This is a genomic window from Streptomyces sp. NPDC057287, assembly GCF_042667905.1.
GTDB lineage: Bacteria > Actinomycetota > Actinomycetes > Streptomycetales > Streptomycetaceae > Streptomyces.
Window position 1 is genome coordinate 45,550 of the sequence record NZ_JBHUYV010000018.1, and the last position, 15,151, is coordinate 60,700.

At 70.0% G+C, this 15,151-nt stretch carries 15 protein-coding genes and 1 pseudogene; 9 read left to right on the plus strand and 7 right to left on the minus strand.

The genetic code is table 11. The features are described 5' to 3' along the window. Nucleotides 1-9 precede the first annotated feature (9 nt). Together ACFUNE_RS29270 and ACFUNE_RS29275 are read right to left on the minus strand one after the other, a co-directional pair. Nucleotides 10-699 carry a Fic family protein gene (locus tag ACFUNE_RS29270; RefSeq protein ID WP_383574233.1) on the minus strand — a complete coding sequence of 230 codons (690 nt, stop codon included), beginning with the start codon at nucleotides 697-699 and terminating at the stop codon, nucleotides 10-12. Next, complete coding sequence (locus ACFUNE_RS29275) at nucleotides 686-1,510, minus strand: hypothetical protein (protein ID WP_383574234.1); 825 nt, start codon at nucleotides 1,508-1,510, stop codon at nucleotides 686-688. Before ACFUNE_RS29275 ends, ACFUNE_RS29270 begins: the two co-directional genes overlap by 14 nt. A gap of 182 nt (nucleotides 1,511-1,692) precedes the next feature. Here ACFUNE_RS29275 and ACFUNE_RS29280 point away from each other — a divergent pair. The 3 genes and pseudogenes from ACFUNE_RS29280 to ACFUNE_RS29290 all read left to right on the plus strand — a co-directional run. Further along, nucleotides 1,693-1,945 (plus strand): annotated as a pseudogene (locus tag ACFUNE_RS29280) (phosphotyrosine protein phosphatase); the annotation flags it as partial. A gap of 551 nt (nucleotides 1,946-2,496) precedes the next feature. Further along, complete coding sequence (locus ACFUNE_RS29285; protein WP_383574236.1) at nucleotides 2,497-3,096, plus strand: hypothetical protein; 600 nt, start codon at nucleotides 2,497-2,499, stop codon at nucleotides 3,094-3,096. A gap of 201 nt (nucleotides 3,097-3,297) precedes the next feature. Beyond that, nucleotides 3,298-4,065 (plus strand): polysaccharide deacetylase family protein, encoded by a 768-nt coding sequence (locus ACFUNE_RS29290; protein WP_383574238.1) that lies wholly within the window; start codon nucleotides 3,298-3,300, stop codon nucleotides 4,063-4,065. Nucleotides 4,066-4,198: 133 nt separating this feature from the next. On the opposite strand, the gene ACFUNE_RS29295 is transcribed toward ACFUNE_RS29290, so the two are convergent. Further along, a complete protein-coding gene (locus ACFUNE_RS29295) occupies nucleotides 4,199-5,011 on the minus strand; it encodes an NAD(P)-binding domain-containing protein (protein WP_383574240.1) in 813 nt (270 codons plus the stop codon). A gap of 49 nt (nucleotides 5,012-5,060) precedes the next feature. Then, on the minus strand, nucleotides 5,061-6,023 hold the full coding sequence (locus ACFUNE_RS29300; RefSeq protein ID WP_383574242.1) for an alpha/beta hydrolase: 963 nt from the start codon (nucleotides 6,021-6,023) through the stop codon (nucleotides 5,061-5,063). A gap of 109 nt (nucleotides 6,024-6,132) precedes the next feature. Here ACFUNE_RS29300 and ACFUNE_RS29305 point away from each other — a divergent pair, with 109 nt between their 5' ends. Next, nucleotides 6,133-6,771 (plus strand): TetR/AcrR family transcriptional regulator, encoded by a 639-nt coding sequence (locus ACFUNE_RS29305; RefSeq protein WP_383574244.1) that lies wholly within the window; start codon nucleotides 6,133-6,135, stop codon nucleotides 6,769-6,771. A 122-nt stretch (nucleotides 6,772-6,893) separates the two neighbouring features. Here ACFUNE_RS29305 and ACFUNE_RS29310 read toward each other — a convergent pair whose 3' ends face one another. Then, on the minus strand, nucleotides 6,894-7,403 hold the full coding sequence (locus tag ACFUNE_RS29310) for a hypothetical protein (protein ID WP_383574246.1): 510 nt from the start codon (nucleotides 7,401-7,403) through the stop codon (nucleotides 6,894-6,896). Between the two features lie 482 nt (nucleotides 7,404-7,885). On the opposite strand from ACFUNE_RS29310, the gene ACFUNE_RS29315 reads away from it, so the two are divergent. From ACFUNE_RS29315 to ACFUNE_RS29335, 5 genes are all read left to right on the plus strand, one after another. Next, the gene (locus tag ACFUNE_RS29315) at nucleotides 7,886-9,460 is read left to right on the plus strand and encodes a cryptochrome/photolyase family protein (protein ID WP_383574248.1); all 1,575 of its coding nucleotides are present in this window, start codon (nucleotides 7,886-7,888) and stop codon (nucleotides 9,458-9,460) included. A 238-nt stretch (nucleotides 9,461-9,698) separates the two neighbouring features. Beyond that, the gene (locus tag ACFUNE_RS29320; protein ID WP_383574422.1) at nucleotides 9,699-9,770 is read left to right on the plus strand and encodes a putative leader peptide; all 72 of its coding nucleotides are present in this window, start codon (nucleotides 9,699-9,701) and stop codon (nucleotides 9,768-9,770) included. A gap of 270 nt (nucleotides 9,771-10,040) precedes the next feature. Next, nucleotides 10,041-11,444, plus strand: a complete 1,404-nt coding sequence (locus ACFUNE_RS29325; protein WP_383574250.1) for a sulfatase — start codon at nucleotides 10,041-10,043, stop codon at nucleotides 11,442-11,444. A gap of 76 nt (nucleotides 11,445-11,520) precedes the next feature. Then, on the plus strand, nucleotides 11,521-12,417 hold the full coding sequence (locus tag ACFUNE_RS29330) for a formylglycine-generating enzyme family protein (protein WP_383574252.1): 897 nt from the start codon (nucleotides 11,521-11,523) through the stop codon (nucleotides 12,415-12,417). A 272-nt stretch (nucleotides 12,418-12,689) separates the two neighbouring features. Beyond that, nucleotides 12,690-13,235, plus strand: coding sequence for a hypothetical protein (locus tag ACFUNE_RS29335; RefSeq protein ID WP_383574253.1), 546 nt, complete (start codon nucleotides 12,690-12,692; stop codon nucleotides 13,233-13,235). A 19-nt stretch (nucleotides 13,236-13,254) separates the two neighbouring features. Here the strand turns inward: ACFUNE_RS29335 and ACFUNE_RS29340 are convergent, their stop codons facing one another. Both ACFUNE_RS29340 and ACFUNE_RS29345 read right to left on the minus strand, forming a co-directional pair. Next, on the minus strand, nucleotides 13,255-14,124 hold the full coding sequence (locus ACFUNE_RS29340) for a hypothetical protein (protein WP_383574255.1): 870 nt from the start codon (nucleotides 14,122-14,124) through the stop codon (nucleotides 13,255-13,257). Between the two features lie 102 nt (nucleotides 14,125-14,226). Further along, on the minus strand, nucleotides 14,227-14,661 hold the full coding sequence (locus ACFUNE_RS29345) for a hypothetical protein (RefSeq protein WP_383574257.1): 435 nt from the start codon (nucleotides 14,659-14,661) through the stop codon (nucleotides 14,227-14,229). Nucleotides 14,662-15,151 lie beyond the last annotated feature (490 nt).

Sequence of the window (15,151 nt, forward strand, 5' to 3'; positions counted from 1 at the left end):
GCCCCCGGCTCACGTCATGGCGCCGCGACGACTCGCGCACGGCCGGGCGGCCGCGACCACTCGCGCACGGCCGGCCGACGCCCGTACGAGAATCCCGACCAGGAGCGCGAGGTCCGCGGCGCCCTCGGCGTCGTCCGCGTAGCGCGTGGTCTGCAGGGGCCCCACATCGGCCAGGAACACGTGCTCCCGGGCGAGCACGAAGGTCAGCGCGAGCAGGGCGGCGCGCGCGTTGCCGTCGGCGAAGGGATGGAAGAACGCCACATCCAGGTAGGCCCGGGCGGCACGCGCCTCCAACGGCACGGCCCGGTCACCGCTCCCGTGCAGACAGGAGGAGAAGTCCGCCCGGGTGCGGGCCGTCAGGCCGTACCGCTCACGCCCCCGCTTCGCATACGCGTCCCCGGTGCGGAAGGGCGCCTCACGCGCGTCGAGCACCACCCGCTGCCATCCCGCCAGCAGGGCGAAGGTCAGCTGCCTGCCGTGGGCGGCATCGGTGCGGACGGCCGCGTACGCGGCCAGCAGACGCCGCGCGCGTACGGGATCACGACGGCTGACCGGCCCCCTGCACCAGGCGGTGAACCCGTCGACGTCCGGGAGTACGGGCCCGGTGACGTCTCCCGAGCCGAGCCCCGCCCAGCCCACCTCCCGTCTGACCCGGCACCAGTCGGCCAGGGAGTCGGGAACCTCCTCAGCCGCGGTCACGCCGCCCCCGGTCGTGCCGCTCCTCCAGGTGGCCGTACTCGCGGTGGTCGAGGTAGGGCAGCCTCCCGGTCACCCCGACGGCCAGATCCTCGCCGACCGAGTCGATGAGCGTCTGCGGCGGCGCGACCCAGCTTTCGAAGCGTCCGCCTATCGCGTCGGTGACGGCCGCCCTGGCCTCGGCACGAGCCATGCCGCAGGACGTGAGGAACCACTCCAGCACCAGGTAGCAGTTCCCGTACCAGCCGCTTTCCGCATCGCCGCGGTCCAGCACCCGTGTCACCAGCCGCACCGCGGCGCGCTCCAGGTGCCAACTGCGCTGCTCGGGACCGGCGTCCGCCGCCGGGGCCAACTCGGCGAAGACCGCGGCGAGACCCTCCAGCCAGGCCCGCCACTCCACCAGGGAGGCCACGGCCCTGGCCGCGGTCTCCTCCGGCGTCCCCACCGAGTGCGCCGAGCAGCACCAGTTCCCGACCACGCCGCCGTCCTTGTCGCCCTCCCCGATGCTCCAGTTCCAGTCGGCCGCCCACGCCCCGTACCGCTCGGCGAAGAGAGCGGTCACCTGATCCACGCACCGGTGCTTCGCCCTCCAGCCCGCGTCCGGCCCGGACAGGCCCGGCGGTACGAGGGCCGCGACCAGAGCGGTGACCCGGACCTCCTCGTCGTGGTCCCAGTCGAAGGGATGGAGCGCCGGGTCCAGCCCGGCCCAGGCGAGGACGTCGCGACGGGATTCGGTGACCGGCTCATCGGCTGACGTGGTGACCTCCGAGGTCGGGAGAAGAGAACGACCCGGCCATTGTGCGGAGTTGTCCACCGTGGCGCATCCGGATTCCCGGCCCTGCCGCACAGTCTCCGGACGGCGGAGGCAGGGTCGCTCTCACGGCTGGGTGCGGCACGCTGCCGGCGCGGAGGTGTCAGCCGCACGCGCAGGCGGGCCCGGCGGCCTGCCCCTCCTCTGCTCTGTTCGTCTGCGTCCACAACGTCGGGCGCTCACAGATGGCCGCCGCATTCCTCACCCGCCTGGCCGGAGACCGCGTGCGGGGCTGCTCGGCAGGCTCGGCGCCGGCCGATTCCGTCAACCCGGCCGTGGTCGAACGCACTGGCGGAGGCCGGAATCGATATCGCGGGCGAGGTGCCCACGCTACTCGACCGGAAACTCCCCGATCCGGCCGGGAAGGCAATCGATGCGGTCCGGCCGATCCAGGACGCAATCCGCGTACGCATCCTGGAGCTGGTCGACGAGATTGCGCGGCGGGAGCCTTCCGGAGGGTTCTCCGACCCCACCGCGGAACACCGGACATGGGAAAGGCCGCGCTCTTCCACGATCGCCGTTCTCCTGCACCGGCGGGGATGTCCAGTATTGCCCGGATGCTCACGGTCACGTAGATCTCGCGGCGCGGGTGCTTTCTGCGAAGGTTCCGTCGGTGCGGGTGCTGCCCTTTGCTCCCGCCTGAGCCGTGAATGGAGAGCCCGCTCGTCCGGGCGTCGCAGCGCCGGGATGCCGGGGCTTCGGCAACTCCCGTCGCACCTGGCCTGTTGCGTTCGCCCTGCGGGCCGACCTGAAGAGGAAAATCGCCCGAAAAAATGGCGGGTCGTTCTGGCCCCGAGTTTATACCGCGGTGGGGGTCGTATTCGAGCGGAGCGCAGCGCAGAAGCCCCCTGCCGCTTTGTGGAGGAAATGTCCGGACGAGCCGACTGCATTTTCACGAGCGCGCAGGGGCGTGGAATGCGCGCGGCTGTTTGTCCTCATGGTATAGTCCTAAATGAATTTACAGGACGCCACGAAAAAAGGGGAATGGCGTGAATACCGAGAAGGTTACGGCTCGACGTCTTACGGCCGGAGACGTTTCGGAATTGGGTCTCCAGGACGCCATCTTCGTTTCGGCGGAGATGGATGGCCTTCCTCTCGACTGCTACGCCCCGGCTCTCCTCACGGAGCCGGGTAAGAATTTCGAGGGAGGGTCCTTCGTTGCGAGGACGATCTTCGGCAGGGACATTCATGTCCTCCCGGACAACGCCGAAGAGCCGGGTGTCTGGATCGCCGACAAGGCAGGTGAGGAGATCGAGGTCCTCCAGAGTGCGGGCGTCCTCCTGAACCTCGCCCTCTTCGTGCCCGGCGGCAACACGGATTCCCTGGACTCGCTCTACTCGGCCGCGAGGGACGCGTTCGGCGCGGGGATCGTTCAGCGCTGGAGCGAGGAAACCGTCGAGGTTCCTGACGTCAAGGTCGACCTGTACGAGGAGCCGGCCCGGGGGCGGAAGAACACGAACAACCAGAACCGCGACCGTCGCGCCATGGACATCTACCCGACCCGCGTGCGGTTCCTGGAGCCCAGCGACGGCTGGAAGTTCATTGTCGAACCGCACAAGGAGATCGTCGACGACACACCGACGATCTGACCTGATGCACGGTTAGACCTCAGTCTTTCGCGGGAGCCCGTCAGCTTGCTGACGGGCTCTTCCTCTGTCGCCGAACTCCCGCGTTTGTCGTGGGCCCCCTGCGGATTCGTCCGCGATCAGTAACAGGGGCTGCTTGTCGGGGCGTTCGTGTGACTTCATGGGGGCACGGCATCGGCGGAGTCAGCAAAGGGGCGGGCAGACATGGCAAAGCACAAGGGAAGGGGATGGCACAGCCGGCTTCTGGCGGCGGGACTCGGGGTGACGGCGCTGGCCGCCGCCACCTCGGTGTGGACTGCTCAGGCCGACCCTGCCGGTGGGCGGCAGCCGCAAGCGAGGGTCTCGGGCGATGCCCGGCCGGTGGCCAAGGTGGCGGCGGACATCGCGCACGCCTCGGACCAGGGCGCCCGGGGGGTCAACATCACCATCGACGACGGTCCGGACCCGGTGTGGACGCCGCAGGTGCTGCGCCTGCTGAAGGACAACGGCGTGAAGGCCACGTTCTGCATGGTGGGCACACAGGCCAAGGCCTACCCCGGCCTGGTGAAGGACGTCGTGGCGGCCGGGCACCGGCTGTGCAACCACACGGTCTCGCACGACACCGCCATGGACACCAAGTCCGAGGCGTACCAGTCCCAGCAGATCCTGGACGCCGAACGCATGATCACCGAAGCGTCCGGAGGCGTCCGGCCGCAGTATTACCGGGCCCCCGGCGGTGCCTTCACCCCGTACAGCCGGCACCTCGCCGCGTCCCGCGGGATGCGTCCGCTGGGATGGAACGTCGACACCAAGGACTTCGAGCACCCCGGTGCCGACACCATGGTCGCCACCGTCAAGAGCGAGATCGCCAACGGGCCGACGGTCCTCTTCCATGACGCGGGAGGCGAGCGCTCCCAGACCCTGGCCGCCCTGCGCGAGGTCCTGCCCTGGCTGAAGCAGGAGGGGTACTCCTTCGGCTTCCCCGTGCGGTGAGCGACGCCCGCCACGGCGCCCCGGGCGCTGCTGTCGTTCCCCGGGTGCTGCCGGCGCTCTCCCCGGGCGGAGCCGAGACCGACGTTCCGCGTACCCCGGGGCCGTGGGAGGCTCGCGCCCGGCTCGCGGGCACTCAGGGCGTGAGGAGGTCCTCGGCACCGGGCTGCCTCAGATCGGCGAGGAGGCCGTCGAGGGCCCTGTGGAGGGCCTCGGAGGCGGCCGGGCCGAACCACGTGGTGCGGATGCGTTCGTTGTTTCCGCCCGGAGTCTCGTGGTCGGCGGCGAGCTGGTGCAGCGAGCGGGTCCCGTTGTCCAGGGTCCGGCCGACGCCCTGGAAGAGTCCGCGGATGTAGCGGTCGGCGTCGCCGTGGGCGATGCCCTGGCCGGCGGCCCACGACGTGAGCGTGGCGAGGTACGAGTAATGGGTGGTCAACGTCCCCGTCAGTGCGGAGAAGACGTTGAAAGCCGCCTCGTCCGCGACCGGCAGCACTCCGCCCAGACGCTCGAAGAGAGCATCCACCAACGGGTTCGCCGGGTACGTCACCGTGACGGAGTAGCGTTCGCGTACGGCGGGCAGAGGGATGGCCCGTACCAGCGGGGCGGCGGTGGCCAGGGTCCGGCGCAGCTCGGCGTCGGCGACGCCGGCCATTACGTTGACCACGGTCCTGTCGGCGTTTACCCTCAGGCCGGTCAGAGCTCCGTGCCGGTCCTGACGGCGTACGGCGATGATCACCACCTCCGAGCGGTCCACCACCTCCTGGTTGTCCGCACAGACCTCTACGCCCTCGTAGCGCGCGGACAGCTCCGCCGCCGTGCGGGCTCCCCGGGGGGAGAGGAACACCTCCGGTGAACCGTCGTCCCCGTCGCACAGGCCTGTCACGATGGCCCGGCCGATCTCGCCCACCCCGATGATGCCGATGCGCTTCACCGTTTCTTCCTTCGTCATCGGAGCGCACTCTCCCTGTCGGCCAAGCCCGTCACGCCTGCCATGCCCGTCACGCGGCGAAGGAGGCTCGGAGGAACTCGAGGATCTCCACCCGCGCGGCCTCGGCCTGCTGCTCCACGCCCGGGAGGGTGAGGAAGGCGTGCCGTGCTCCGGGATACTCGGTGAGCCGTGCCGGTGTCCCGGCTGCCTTCAGCCGCTCGGCGTAGCGGCGGCCGTGATCGGCCACGGCGTCCTGGGTCGGCACCACCACGAGGGCGGGGGCCAGTCCGGTCAGGCTGTCGGCGTAGAGCGGTGAAAGAGCTCGTGCGTCTGCTCCTGGTGGAACGGAGAGCCGCTGGAAGAAGCGTAGTTGAGGCACCGCGCGGGTCGGGCTGTACCCGTACTCGGCGATCGAGGCGTGGTCGAACATCGACTCGGTCACGTCGACCGCGGGATTGACCAGCACCTGCGCCTTGAGCGTGAGGCCCGCCTCTGCGGCGCGGATCGCCGACAAGGCACTGATCAACGCGCCACAGCTCTCGCCGAACACGGCGGTGCGCGCCGGGTCGATGCCCCACTGCGAGGCGTGCCGCACCACGTGCAGGAGCGCGTCCCAACCGTCGTCGACGGCGTCCGACAGCGGATTCCCCGGGGCGAGGAGGCGGTGCTCGACCGAGACGACGAGAGCGGGCAGGTGGGCGGCGAGATGGCTGTTGGCCCAGTCGCACTGCACCGCCGTGCCCACGAAACTGCCTCCGTGCACGTGCAGTACGAGTGGCAGCCCGGCCGGACCGGTGTCCTCGCTGTCGCGCGCGAGGGCCGGCCGGTACACCCGGACCGGGAGCCGGCGGCCGGGCAGCGCCACCTCCTGCCAGCTGATCTCGGCGCCGGGATCCGGATCTCCGAGGAGCGCCCGCGCAGCACCGGAGGCCCGGAAGCGGTTCTCGGCGTCGCGGTAGGTGAACAGTTCCTCGGCCGTCATCTCCGTCCAGCTCGGCTCAGGTGGCCGCTCGACGGCAGTGACCTCACGCATGTCTCCTCCTTGGTGGGACCTGTGGACCGGCCATTCACAACCTACGCCGTAGGTTTTACCCGCGTACGATAGTTTCTACGGCGTAGGTTTGACAAGGATCGGAGCGGACGTGACGAGACGAACCCAGGGCACCTCGGCGGGACTTGACCGTCGGCGCATCGCCGCCGCCGCTGTCGCACTGGTCGACCGCGACGGGCTGGAGCGCTTCGGGGTCCGGAGACTCGCCCTGGAGCTCGGCGTCGATCCGATGTCGATCTACCACCACATCAAGGGCAAGGCGGCGCTGATGGACGCGGTGTCCGAGGCGGTGCTCGCGGAGGTCGCGGCTGCCATGACCGATGACGCACCCGACGGCTGGGAGGAGATCGCCCGCCGGACCGCGTACAGCTACCGCGAGATGGCCTACCGGCACCCCCGGGCGTTCCCGCTCCTGGTGACGCGCGCCCAGACCTCGCCGGTGGCCGTCTCCGCATTGGAGGAACTGGTCACCGCGATGCGTGAGGCCGGGCTGCCCGGCCAGGTGGTCGCGGACGCGCCCATGGTCCTGTTCAGCTTCCTCAACGGGCACCTGCTGGCGCGCACCAGCGACGCACCCAGTGCCGTACCTGCGTTCGACGCGACCGAGTACCCGTCCATGGCCGCCCTCGCCCCCCTCATGGCCGACTTCGGGTCCCTGGCGGAGTTCGACCGGATGCTCGACGCCGTGCTCGCCGGGATCACTGTCCGGGCCGCCCGGCACGGAGACTGAGGGGAACACGCCCCCTGTCCTCCGGATGCGAGCGCCCTGACGGACGACACGGACTCGCGCCCGGAGGTCCGTCCGCCGGCCGCTGCGGTCTCCGGCATGATGCGGCCCCTCTGCGCCGATCCTCAGCCGGAGTCCTCCGCGGGGCCGACCGCCCGGCCCTGCCCCGCCTTCAGCTCCGCCCGCGCCCGGTACTCGTCCAGAAAGCCCACGGCGAGCAGCGACAGCACCGCTGCCAGGGCGAAGCCGGCGGCCAGTGCATTGAGCAGGCCGTAGGGGCCGTCGGCCGCGACGACGCGGCCGTCGTGCAGCAGGCAGTCGAAGCCCAGCGGAACGTAAGACGGTTCGTGCCCGGCGAGTTGGCCGAGGGTGCCGGGCGGGAGGGAGCGGCAGGGAAAGGCGGGGGACGACCCCGCGCCGGACTCGGCTTCGCTCGCGTCCCACTGGACCACGCCGAGCCCGATCGAGTACACGATGACGGCTGCGGCAGCCGCCATGCCCGCGCTCCACCGCAGCAGGTCCTCGGCCCAGTTCTGCCGTCGCCCGGGGAGAGCGACAGAGAGCAGCTTCACCACGACCGCGACGGCCCAGAAGGGTACCGAGAGCATGGCGCCGTACATCAGCACAACGAACATGGTGAAGCTGCCTCCCAGGCGTTCCCGGCTCCGTCGACGACCGGTCGTTCTGTGCCGGACGCCACGTGGTCCCGGTCGGTTCCCTGACGCTTTCGGCCGCCCCGGCGGAACCCCATGTTCCGCAACGGAAGGGGGAGTGGGCCGCACCCGCCCCTTCCCGGGGCATCACGGGGGAGAGCACGAAGCCACGCCCGGACGTGCCGCTGGAGCCACCCGACCCTGGTGCCTGCATGCGCCCGGGTCGCGAGCGCGGGCGCCGGGGACGGAACGTCGCAACGGGACGACGGAGTGTCGGCTCACGGGCGGGGACGGAGGCTGACAGCATCGGCCGGGCGGTAGGTCTGATGGCAGGAGCATCGCGCAACGTGCCGACCGCCCTGCCGACGCCGTATCGGCGCCCCCGACTCGTACGTGTCCCGACCGTGCTGTCCCTCCGGCGTGGCGTCCGCGCGCGGGGCAACGGCTGAGAGAGGCGGAATTCCGTGGTGCCACGTTCCCACTGGCTGTTCGGGGACCAGCTCGGTCCGCACTTCGTCGACCCGCGCCGCGGTGGTCCCGACGCCAAGGCGCCGCTGGTCATGATCGAGGCGCGCTCGGTGTTGCGGCGACGTCGCTTCCACCGCGCCAAGGCTCATCTGGTGCTCTCGGCGATGCGGCACCGTGCCGCCGAACTCGGCGACCGGGTCACCTATGTCCGGGCCGAGACGTACGCCGAAGGACTGGAGCAGGTCCTCGGGCAGCGGCCGTCCTCCCGTCCGGGTGCCCGTGGCAGGGACGCGGGCCCTGCGCGGGAGCGCGACGAAGGGGGCCGGCTGACGGTCTGCCACCCCACCTCGCGCCGGGCGCTGGACTTCGTCGGCGGGCTCGAGGGCGTGGAGATCCTGCCGGCGAAGGGCTTCCTGGTGAGCCACGACGACTTCGCGCGGTGGGCCGGCCGCGGCAGCGGGCACAGCCTGCGGCTGGAGGGCTTCTACCACTGGGTGCGTGAGCGGCACGAGCTGCTCATGGACGGTGACGAGCCCGTCGGCGGGCGCTGGAACCTCGACCACGACAACCGCGACTCCCCGCCGCGAGGCGAGGAGACCCTCGACGTCCGGCGTCCCTGGCAGCCGCGCGAGGACGGCATCGACGAGGAGGTCCGTCACGACCTCGATCGCTGGGAGCGCGACGGCGACGTCTCCTTCGTCGGCCGTGACGGCCCCAGGCGCTTCCCCGCAACCCGGCGCGAGGCGCTCTCCGCACTGCGGCACTTCATCAAGCACCGGCTGCCGGACTTCGGCCGGTACGAGGACGCCATGCTCGCCGCCGACCCCGTGATGAGCCACAGCCTGCTGTCCGCACCCCTCAACCTCGGACTCCTCGACCCGGCCGAGTGCGTGGAACGCGCCGAACGGGCCTTCCGGGCCGGCGACGCGCCCCTCAACAGCGTCGAGGGTTTCGTCCGGCAGATCGCCGGCTGGCGCGAGTACGTCTGGCACCTGTACTGGCATTTCGGTGAGGACTACCGGGACCGCAACGCGCTGCGTCACACCGCTCCCCTGCCGGACTGGTTCCTCGACCTGGACGCCGACGCGGTCACCGCCAACTGCCTGTCCACCGTGCTCGCCCAGGTGCGGGACACCGGCTGGACCCACCACATCCCCCGCCTGATGGTGCTCGGCAGCCGCGCCCTGCAGGACGGCTGGGACCCGGCGGCCGTCACCGACTGGTTCCACCGCTGCTTCGTCGACGGCTACGACTGGGTCATGCTCCCCAACGTCGTAGGCATGTCCCAGTACGCCGACGGTGGTCTCATGACCACCAAGCCCTACACCTCCGGCGGCGCCTACATCAACAGGATGAGCGACCTCTGCGGGCCCTGCGCCTACCGCCCCACCGATCGCACCGGAGACCGTGCCTGCCCCTACACCGCCGGCTACTGGGCGTTCCTGCACCGCCACCGCGACCGCCTGGCCGCCAACCACCGCACGGCCCGGGCCGTCAAGGGCCTCGACCGGCTCAAGGACCTGCCGCAGCTCCTCGACGACACGTCACGACGCGGCGACACGCCACCCTGACCGGCCCGGGAGGGGCGGGAGCCACGTGGCCCGGTACGCGGAACGCCCGCGGCCTGTCCTCGGTCCTGCCGCCGGACGCGCCCCTGCGATCCGTGTCCTCCCCCTCCGGCCGCGCTCTCGCGAACCGCTCACCCCCACGGACGAGCCGGCCGGCGCCGGGCCGGTCCCAGATTTCACACGCCGTGCATGGAACGGTTTGCGCCGCTCCCCCTAGTCTCCTGGCATGGCAGCAGAAGGAATGCTCGCTGCTCGCCGCCATGTCGATCTCGGCAGGCTGGCGAGCGCGCTCTGTACGGCCGCTACGGCGTGACCATCCAGCCTGGCTGCTCGTCGCCCGACCCCGAGCCGGTCCTCGTCGGGCACTCATCGCGACAGTGATCCAGTCCTGGTCCAGTCGGTTCACGTCGTGCCGCCATCGCTGCGGGATCCCCGTGGCGCTCGGCGCTCCCACGCCCCATGCGCGTCCTTCCTTGATTCCGGCAGGCAGTGCCGCCCCCGCGCGGCCTTCGTGAATCCCGCGCGTCCAGCATGCGATTCCGAGCCCGCCGTCCCCTCGACGGACCACAGGAGGAAACGACTCATGAGTGACAACGACAGACCGAGGGTGAGCCGGCGCGGCTTTCTCGCCGGCTCGGTGGCGGCCGCCGCGGCGGCCGCCGTTCCCGCGATGGCCCAGGCCGCCACCGCCGGCCCCGCGGCCGCCGCGGCCCGCCCGAACATCCTTCTGATCGTCACCGACGACCAGCCCAAACAGACCGAGTGGGCGCTCCCCAAGACGGTCGGCTGGCTTGCCGGACGAGGCGTGAGGTTCACCCACGGGCATGTCACCACCCCGCTCTGCTCGCCGTCCCGGTCGTCCGTACTGTCCGGGCAGTACGCCCACAACCACGGCGTGCGGAACAACGGTGCCTCGTACCAGCTCGACCAGAACACCACCCTTCAGCGGTACCTCAAGCAGGCGGGCTACCGCACCGGTCTGTTCGGGAAGTTCCTCAACTCCTGGACGCTCGCGCAGAACCCGCCGCACTTCGAGGAGTTCGCGCTGCTCCAGCCGGGCTACGCCGACGCCCGGTGGAACATCAACGGCACGGTCCGGACGATCAACGGCTACACCACCGAGATCATCAAGAACCGGACGCTGGACTTCCTGGACGAGGCCGCGAACGACAGCCGGCCCTGGTTCGCGTACGTCACTCCGTACGCCTCGCACGGGCCACGTACGCCTGAGGCCAAGTACGCGGGAACGGCCGTGCCGGAGTGGGACGGACGCCCCTCCGTCCCCGAGGCCGACCGGAGCGACAAACCGGACTACGTGCAGAACGCGACCGGGACCCTGGCCGACGGCCGGCGGATCCGTGCCGAGCAGTTGCGGGTGCTGCGGTCCGTCGACGACGCGGTGCAGGCGTTCAAGGACAAGCTGACTGCCCTCGGACAGCTGGACAACACCCTGGTCATCTACATCGCCGACAACGGCTTCGGTTGGGCGGACCACGGCTGGACCAAGAAGTCGGTGCCCTACCGGCCCGCCCACGAGGTCCCGTTCTACCTGTCCTGGCCGGCCGGGGGCCTGGGCGCTGGAACCACCGACGACCGCATCGTCGCCAACATCGACATCGCGCCGACCGTCCTGGACGCGGCCGGGGTCACGCCGGGGCACTCGCAGGACGGGAAGTCGCTGCTGACCTCGTACAGCCGCGACCACCTGCTCGTCGAGTTCTGGAAGCAGGGCACCGCCGCGGGCGGCCCGCCGACCTGGTCGTCGTACGTCGCCAAGAACAAGCAGTACACCGAGTACTACGACCTGACGACCGACGCCGAAGGCGTGGTGTCCGGCACCGGCCGGCTGAAGTTCCGGGAGCACTACGACCTCGCGGGCGACCCGCACCAGCTGAAGAACAACCTCTACCTGGCGACCCCGCAGGAAGAGCGGAACCTCGGCATATCCGCGCTGGCGGCCCAGCTCGCGGCCGACCGCGTCGGCTAGCCGGACGCGAAGCCTCCGGCAGGGGCCCGACGAGCGCTGCGGGCCCCTGCCGGACCGCCCTACCCCAGGAGCCGCTGTGTCCTCATCCTGCTGCACACCGGGTCACGGTGACGCCCCGGCCGTCACGGTCACCCTCGCACCGCCTCCGCCCAGGTCGGCATCCGCCCTCCGGGTCAGCAGGCAACTGGTCGATCTCCCCGGTGGTCGCTTCCTCATGGGCACCGACGACCCGGACGGCTTCCCGGCCGATGGTGAGGGGCCGGTCCGTGAAGCCGCGACGGCAGCCTTCCGCATCGCACCCACAGCGGTGTCCAACGCCCAGTTCGCCTCCTTCGTCAAGGCGACCGGTCATGTGACGGAAGCCGAGCACTTCGGCTCCTCCTTCGTCTTCGCCGGGCTCCTGCCGGACGAACTCGCCGCCTCGTCACAGCAGGTGGCGGCAGTTCCGTGGTGGCGAGCGGTTCCGGGAGCCGACTGGAGGCATCCGGAGGGCCCGGGCTCCTCCTTCGCCACGCGGCAGAACCACCCGGTCGTGCACGTCTCGTGGAACGACGCGCAGGCGTACTGCGCGTGGTCGGGCACGCGGCTGCCGACCGAGGTGGAGTGGGAGTACGCCGCGCGCGGGGGCCTGGAACAGCGGCGCTACCCGTGGGGCGACGAACTGACGCCCGACGGGCGCCACATGTGCAACATCTGGCAGGGGGACTTCCCCACCCGGAACACAGGTGAGGACGGCTTCCTCGGCACAGCCCCGGTGAAGTCCTACCGGCCCAACGGCTACGGCCTCCACAACGTGGTGGGCAATGTCTGGGAGTGGTGCGAGGACTGGTTCGCACCGGACACGGCCCGGGTGATGCGGGGCGGCTCCTACCTGTGCCACGACTCGTACTGCAACCGCTACCGCGTCGCGGCCCGAAGCTCCAACACACCGGACAGCTCGACGGGGAACATCGGCTTCCGCGTGGCGGCCTGAGGGGAGCGTGCGGCTCGGTCAGCACGTTCATCAGCCGGGCGGTCACCCCTGGCTGTGCAGGCCCGTGACGCTCACGCCGCGGGCGGGGCCGGGAGTGCGCTTGCCCGAACGAGCCATCGCCGGGCGGGCGGGATCGGCGAGGGCGCCTGCCCGACTGGCCACCGCGAACGGGCGTCACACGCGACCGCACCGAAGTTCGGGGGCTCGGATAGGCTGAGGATCGTGAACGCTGACCCGTATAGGGCAGTGCGTGACCTAGAGGGAGCAGTCTGGTGTCGACCCGCAGGATATCTTCCGGTATCTGGATCGTCGTTTTGCTGACCGCCGCCCTCGCCACGATTTCTGTTCTGTCGGTGCAGGCTTCCCGGAACATACCTGCGGATACTGCCGCGAGTTCCGATTCCAAGCCCAGCGCGAAGCCGCGCCCTTCCGCCCCCAAGCCCAAGACGCACGAGGTTCCCGCTGACTCCGGAACCGGGCGGCGGATCGTTTACTCGCTTTCCCAGAAAAGGGTCTGGCTGATCTCCGAGAACGAGTCCGCCACCCGTACGTTCACCGTGTGGCCGGGCAACATTCCCCCGGCAAAGGGGGAGCATCCGGTGACCTTCCGCCGTGCGGAGGGCACGGGAAGCGATGGCGTGCAGATCGAGCACGCGGTCTACTTCGGGGCGAGCTCAGCCTTCTCCAACGCCGTCGACGGAGCCTCTCCCGCACCGGACAGCACGGTGAAGACCGGCGCGATTCGCGAGACCGTCGCAGACGGAACAGCGCTGTGGGATTTTGCCACCAAGGGGACGCTCGTTCACGTCGTCGGCTGAGCGTCGGCGTTTTCCGGGGTCAGGGCTTGAGGACTTCACGGGCGGCTTCCGCCCGTTCGGATATGCTCGCCCGCACCTCGCGGAGCTTCGCTCCCTCCGTCCTGACGGCTTCCTTCTGGATTTCGGTCTCCGCGCCGAACCATTCGGCGACCAGGCCGGTCTTCTTCTTGCAGGCGACGTCCTGTCGAGCGGCACCGACCTCCGTGCTGCTCGCCTTCTCCGCCTGCCAATTCCACCGGGGATCGCGCATGGCCTCCTCCGGTGTCGCGTACGTGAAACCCTCGGCCGCCATGCATGTCGACCAGCGAGCAAAGGCTTCGCGTACTCGGGGCTGGTTCATGGAGTCCTTGTAACTGGCTGCCTTGATGCGGTCGGGCACGCCGCCGTCGTCCAGTGAGGGGAAGCGTTCTGCCGCCTTCCCCGAACACTCCTCGACGGCCTTCTGCTCGTCGGCACGCGGCTGGCTCTGCTGGGCCGGGGCGGACGACACGGCCATCATGAAGTGGTAGCCGTAGCCGGCCTGTTCCTCGTTCACCGGTCCGTAGCGGCCGGCGGTGAGAGCGGGGGCCCGCCGGGCCGAGGGCTCCGGAGGGCGGTAGACGACGTCCTCCGAGGTCAGGCATGCGACGAGCAGAGAGCGCTGGGCCAGGGCGACGTCGCGCAGCTGCGCGGGCGACTCCAGGTACGCCTCGACGGGGAACGCGAGCCCGGGAAGAGGATCGGTCAGCTTGGCAATCCGCGCGGCCGAGGCGGGAATTCCCGATTCCGAAGGCCGGGGGACGGAACCCTCGCTCTCCGCGGTAGGTGAGGCGCTGCACGCCGAGATCAGGCCGCCCGAAAAGGTGAGAAAGAGCAGGCCGAGGGTGAGCGACTTCATTCTGGCTCGCATGAATTGAATCTGCCCGTCGAGAACGCGTGGGAATGCCGGGTGCGGAAAAAGGGCGGGTGCCCGCTCACCTCGCGTGGCGGGCACCCATGACGAGGACGGCTGCTACAGGTTGCTGTAGGCCTGCCACGAGGCATTCTCGTTGTACGTCTTGACGAGCGCCTTGTCGGTGTTCGACGTCACGGTGTCGAAGTTGCCGAGGTAGCCGGAGCTGAAGAAGACGCGTACGTACTCACCGCTGCACACGCAGCCGCCGCCCATGGTGTAGGACGCGGAGGCTGCATTGTTCTTGACGGGCTGTCCCGCACCGGCGCCGTTGTTCGGGTAGACCAGGCCGGCGAGGTTCGAAACCCCGCCCGTGTTCCCGCTCCATCTGTAATAGGCGCCGGCCTGTCCCGAGTTGTAATAAAGGCAGAAACCTATTCCGGTGGAGGCTTCCTTGGGGCACGAACCGGAAGCGGCCTGTGCGGGTGCAGAGAAAGCGAAAAGTGAACCCACCGTGGCGGCCGAGGCGACGGCGAAGGCCAATGTCTTGCGCATATTAATTTTCTCCTGAAGGGCGAATAGATTTGGATGTTATCCGTGCGCCCGTAGGAGGTCAACGGCTAAAAATGCGGCTTACTTCCCGATTTTAATGGATAGCGACCTTGTCGGCCCGAGCTGGGCAGAACCGTGCCCGCACGGATCCAACCTTCGGAGCGGCTGAATCATGGCGCGAAAACATTGGCCAAAAATGAACCCTGGGCCCGGGGCGAGGAAATGCGCCGCGGCGCCCGGGGAGCGAGCCCGCCGCCCACGGCGCTGGGTGTCGGAGGGAGAGGGAGAAGGGCGAGGCCGACGGACCATCCCGCCCACCTGTCCTCGGCGGCGGGTAGGGGTGGAGCCGGTGCGGACCGGGACGGCGACGGCAGGAAGCCGCCATTCCTCCGCGGGTGGTTCGGTGTGCGCAGTCGTCGCGCTCTACGCCGCCGGGCGGACCCGGTGAGGGCGGCGGCGTCCGTGCGTACCCGATGGCGACGAGTTCCACTCC

Excerpts from the sequence above, each read along its gene's own strand:
- ACFUNE_RS29290 (WP_383574238.1), top strand. The coding sequence starts at position 3,298 with ATGGCAAAGCACAAGGGAAGGGGATGGCACAGCCGGCTTCTGGCGGCG.
- ACFUNE_RS29325 (WP_383574250.1), top strand. The coding sequence starts at position 10,041 with ATGAGTGACAACGACAGACCGAGGGTGAGCCGGCGCGGCTTTCTCGCC.
- ACFUNE_RS29300 (WP_383574242.1), bottom strand. The coding sequence starts at position 6,023 with ATGCGTGAGGTCACTGCCGTCGAGCGGCCACCTGAGCCGAGCTGGACG.
- ACFUNE_RS29340 (WP_383574255.1), bottom strand. The coding sequence starts at position 14,124 with ATGCGAGCCAGAATGAAGTCGCTCACCCTCGGCCTGCTCTTTCTCACC.
- ACFUNE_RS29295 (WP_383574240.1), bottom strand. The coding sequence starts at position 5,011 with ATGACGAAGGAAGAAACGGTGAAGCGCATCGGCATCATCGGGGTGGGC.
- ACFUNE_RS29310 (WP_383574246.1), bottom strand. The coding sequence starts at position 7,403 with ATGTTCGTTGTGCTGATGTACGGCGCCATGCTCTCGGTACCCTTCTGG.
- ACFUNE_RS29345 (WP_383574257.1), bottom strand. The coding sequence starts at position 14,661 with ATGCGCAAGACATTGGCCTTCGCCGTCGCCTCGGCCGCCACGGTGGGT.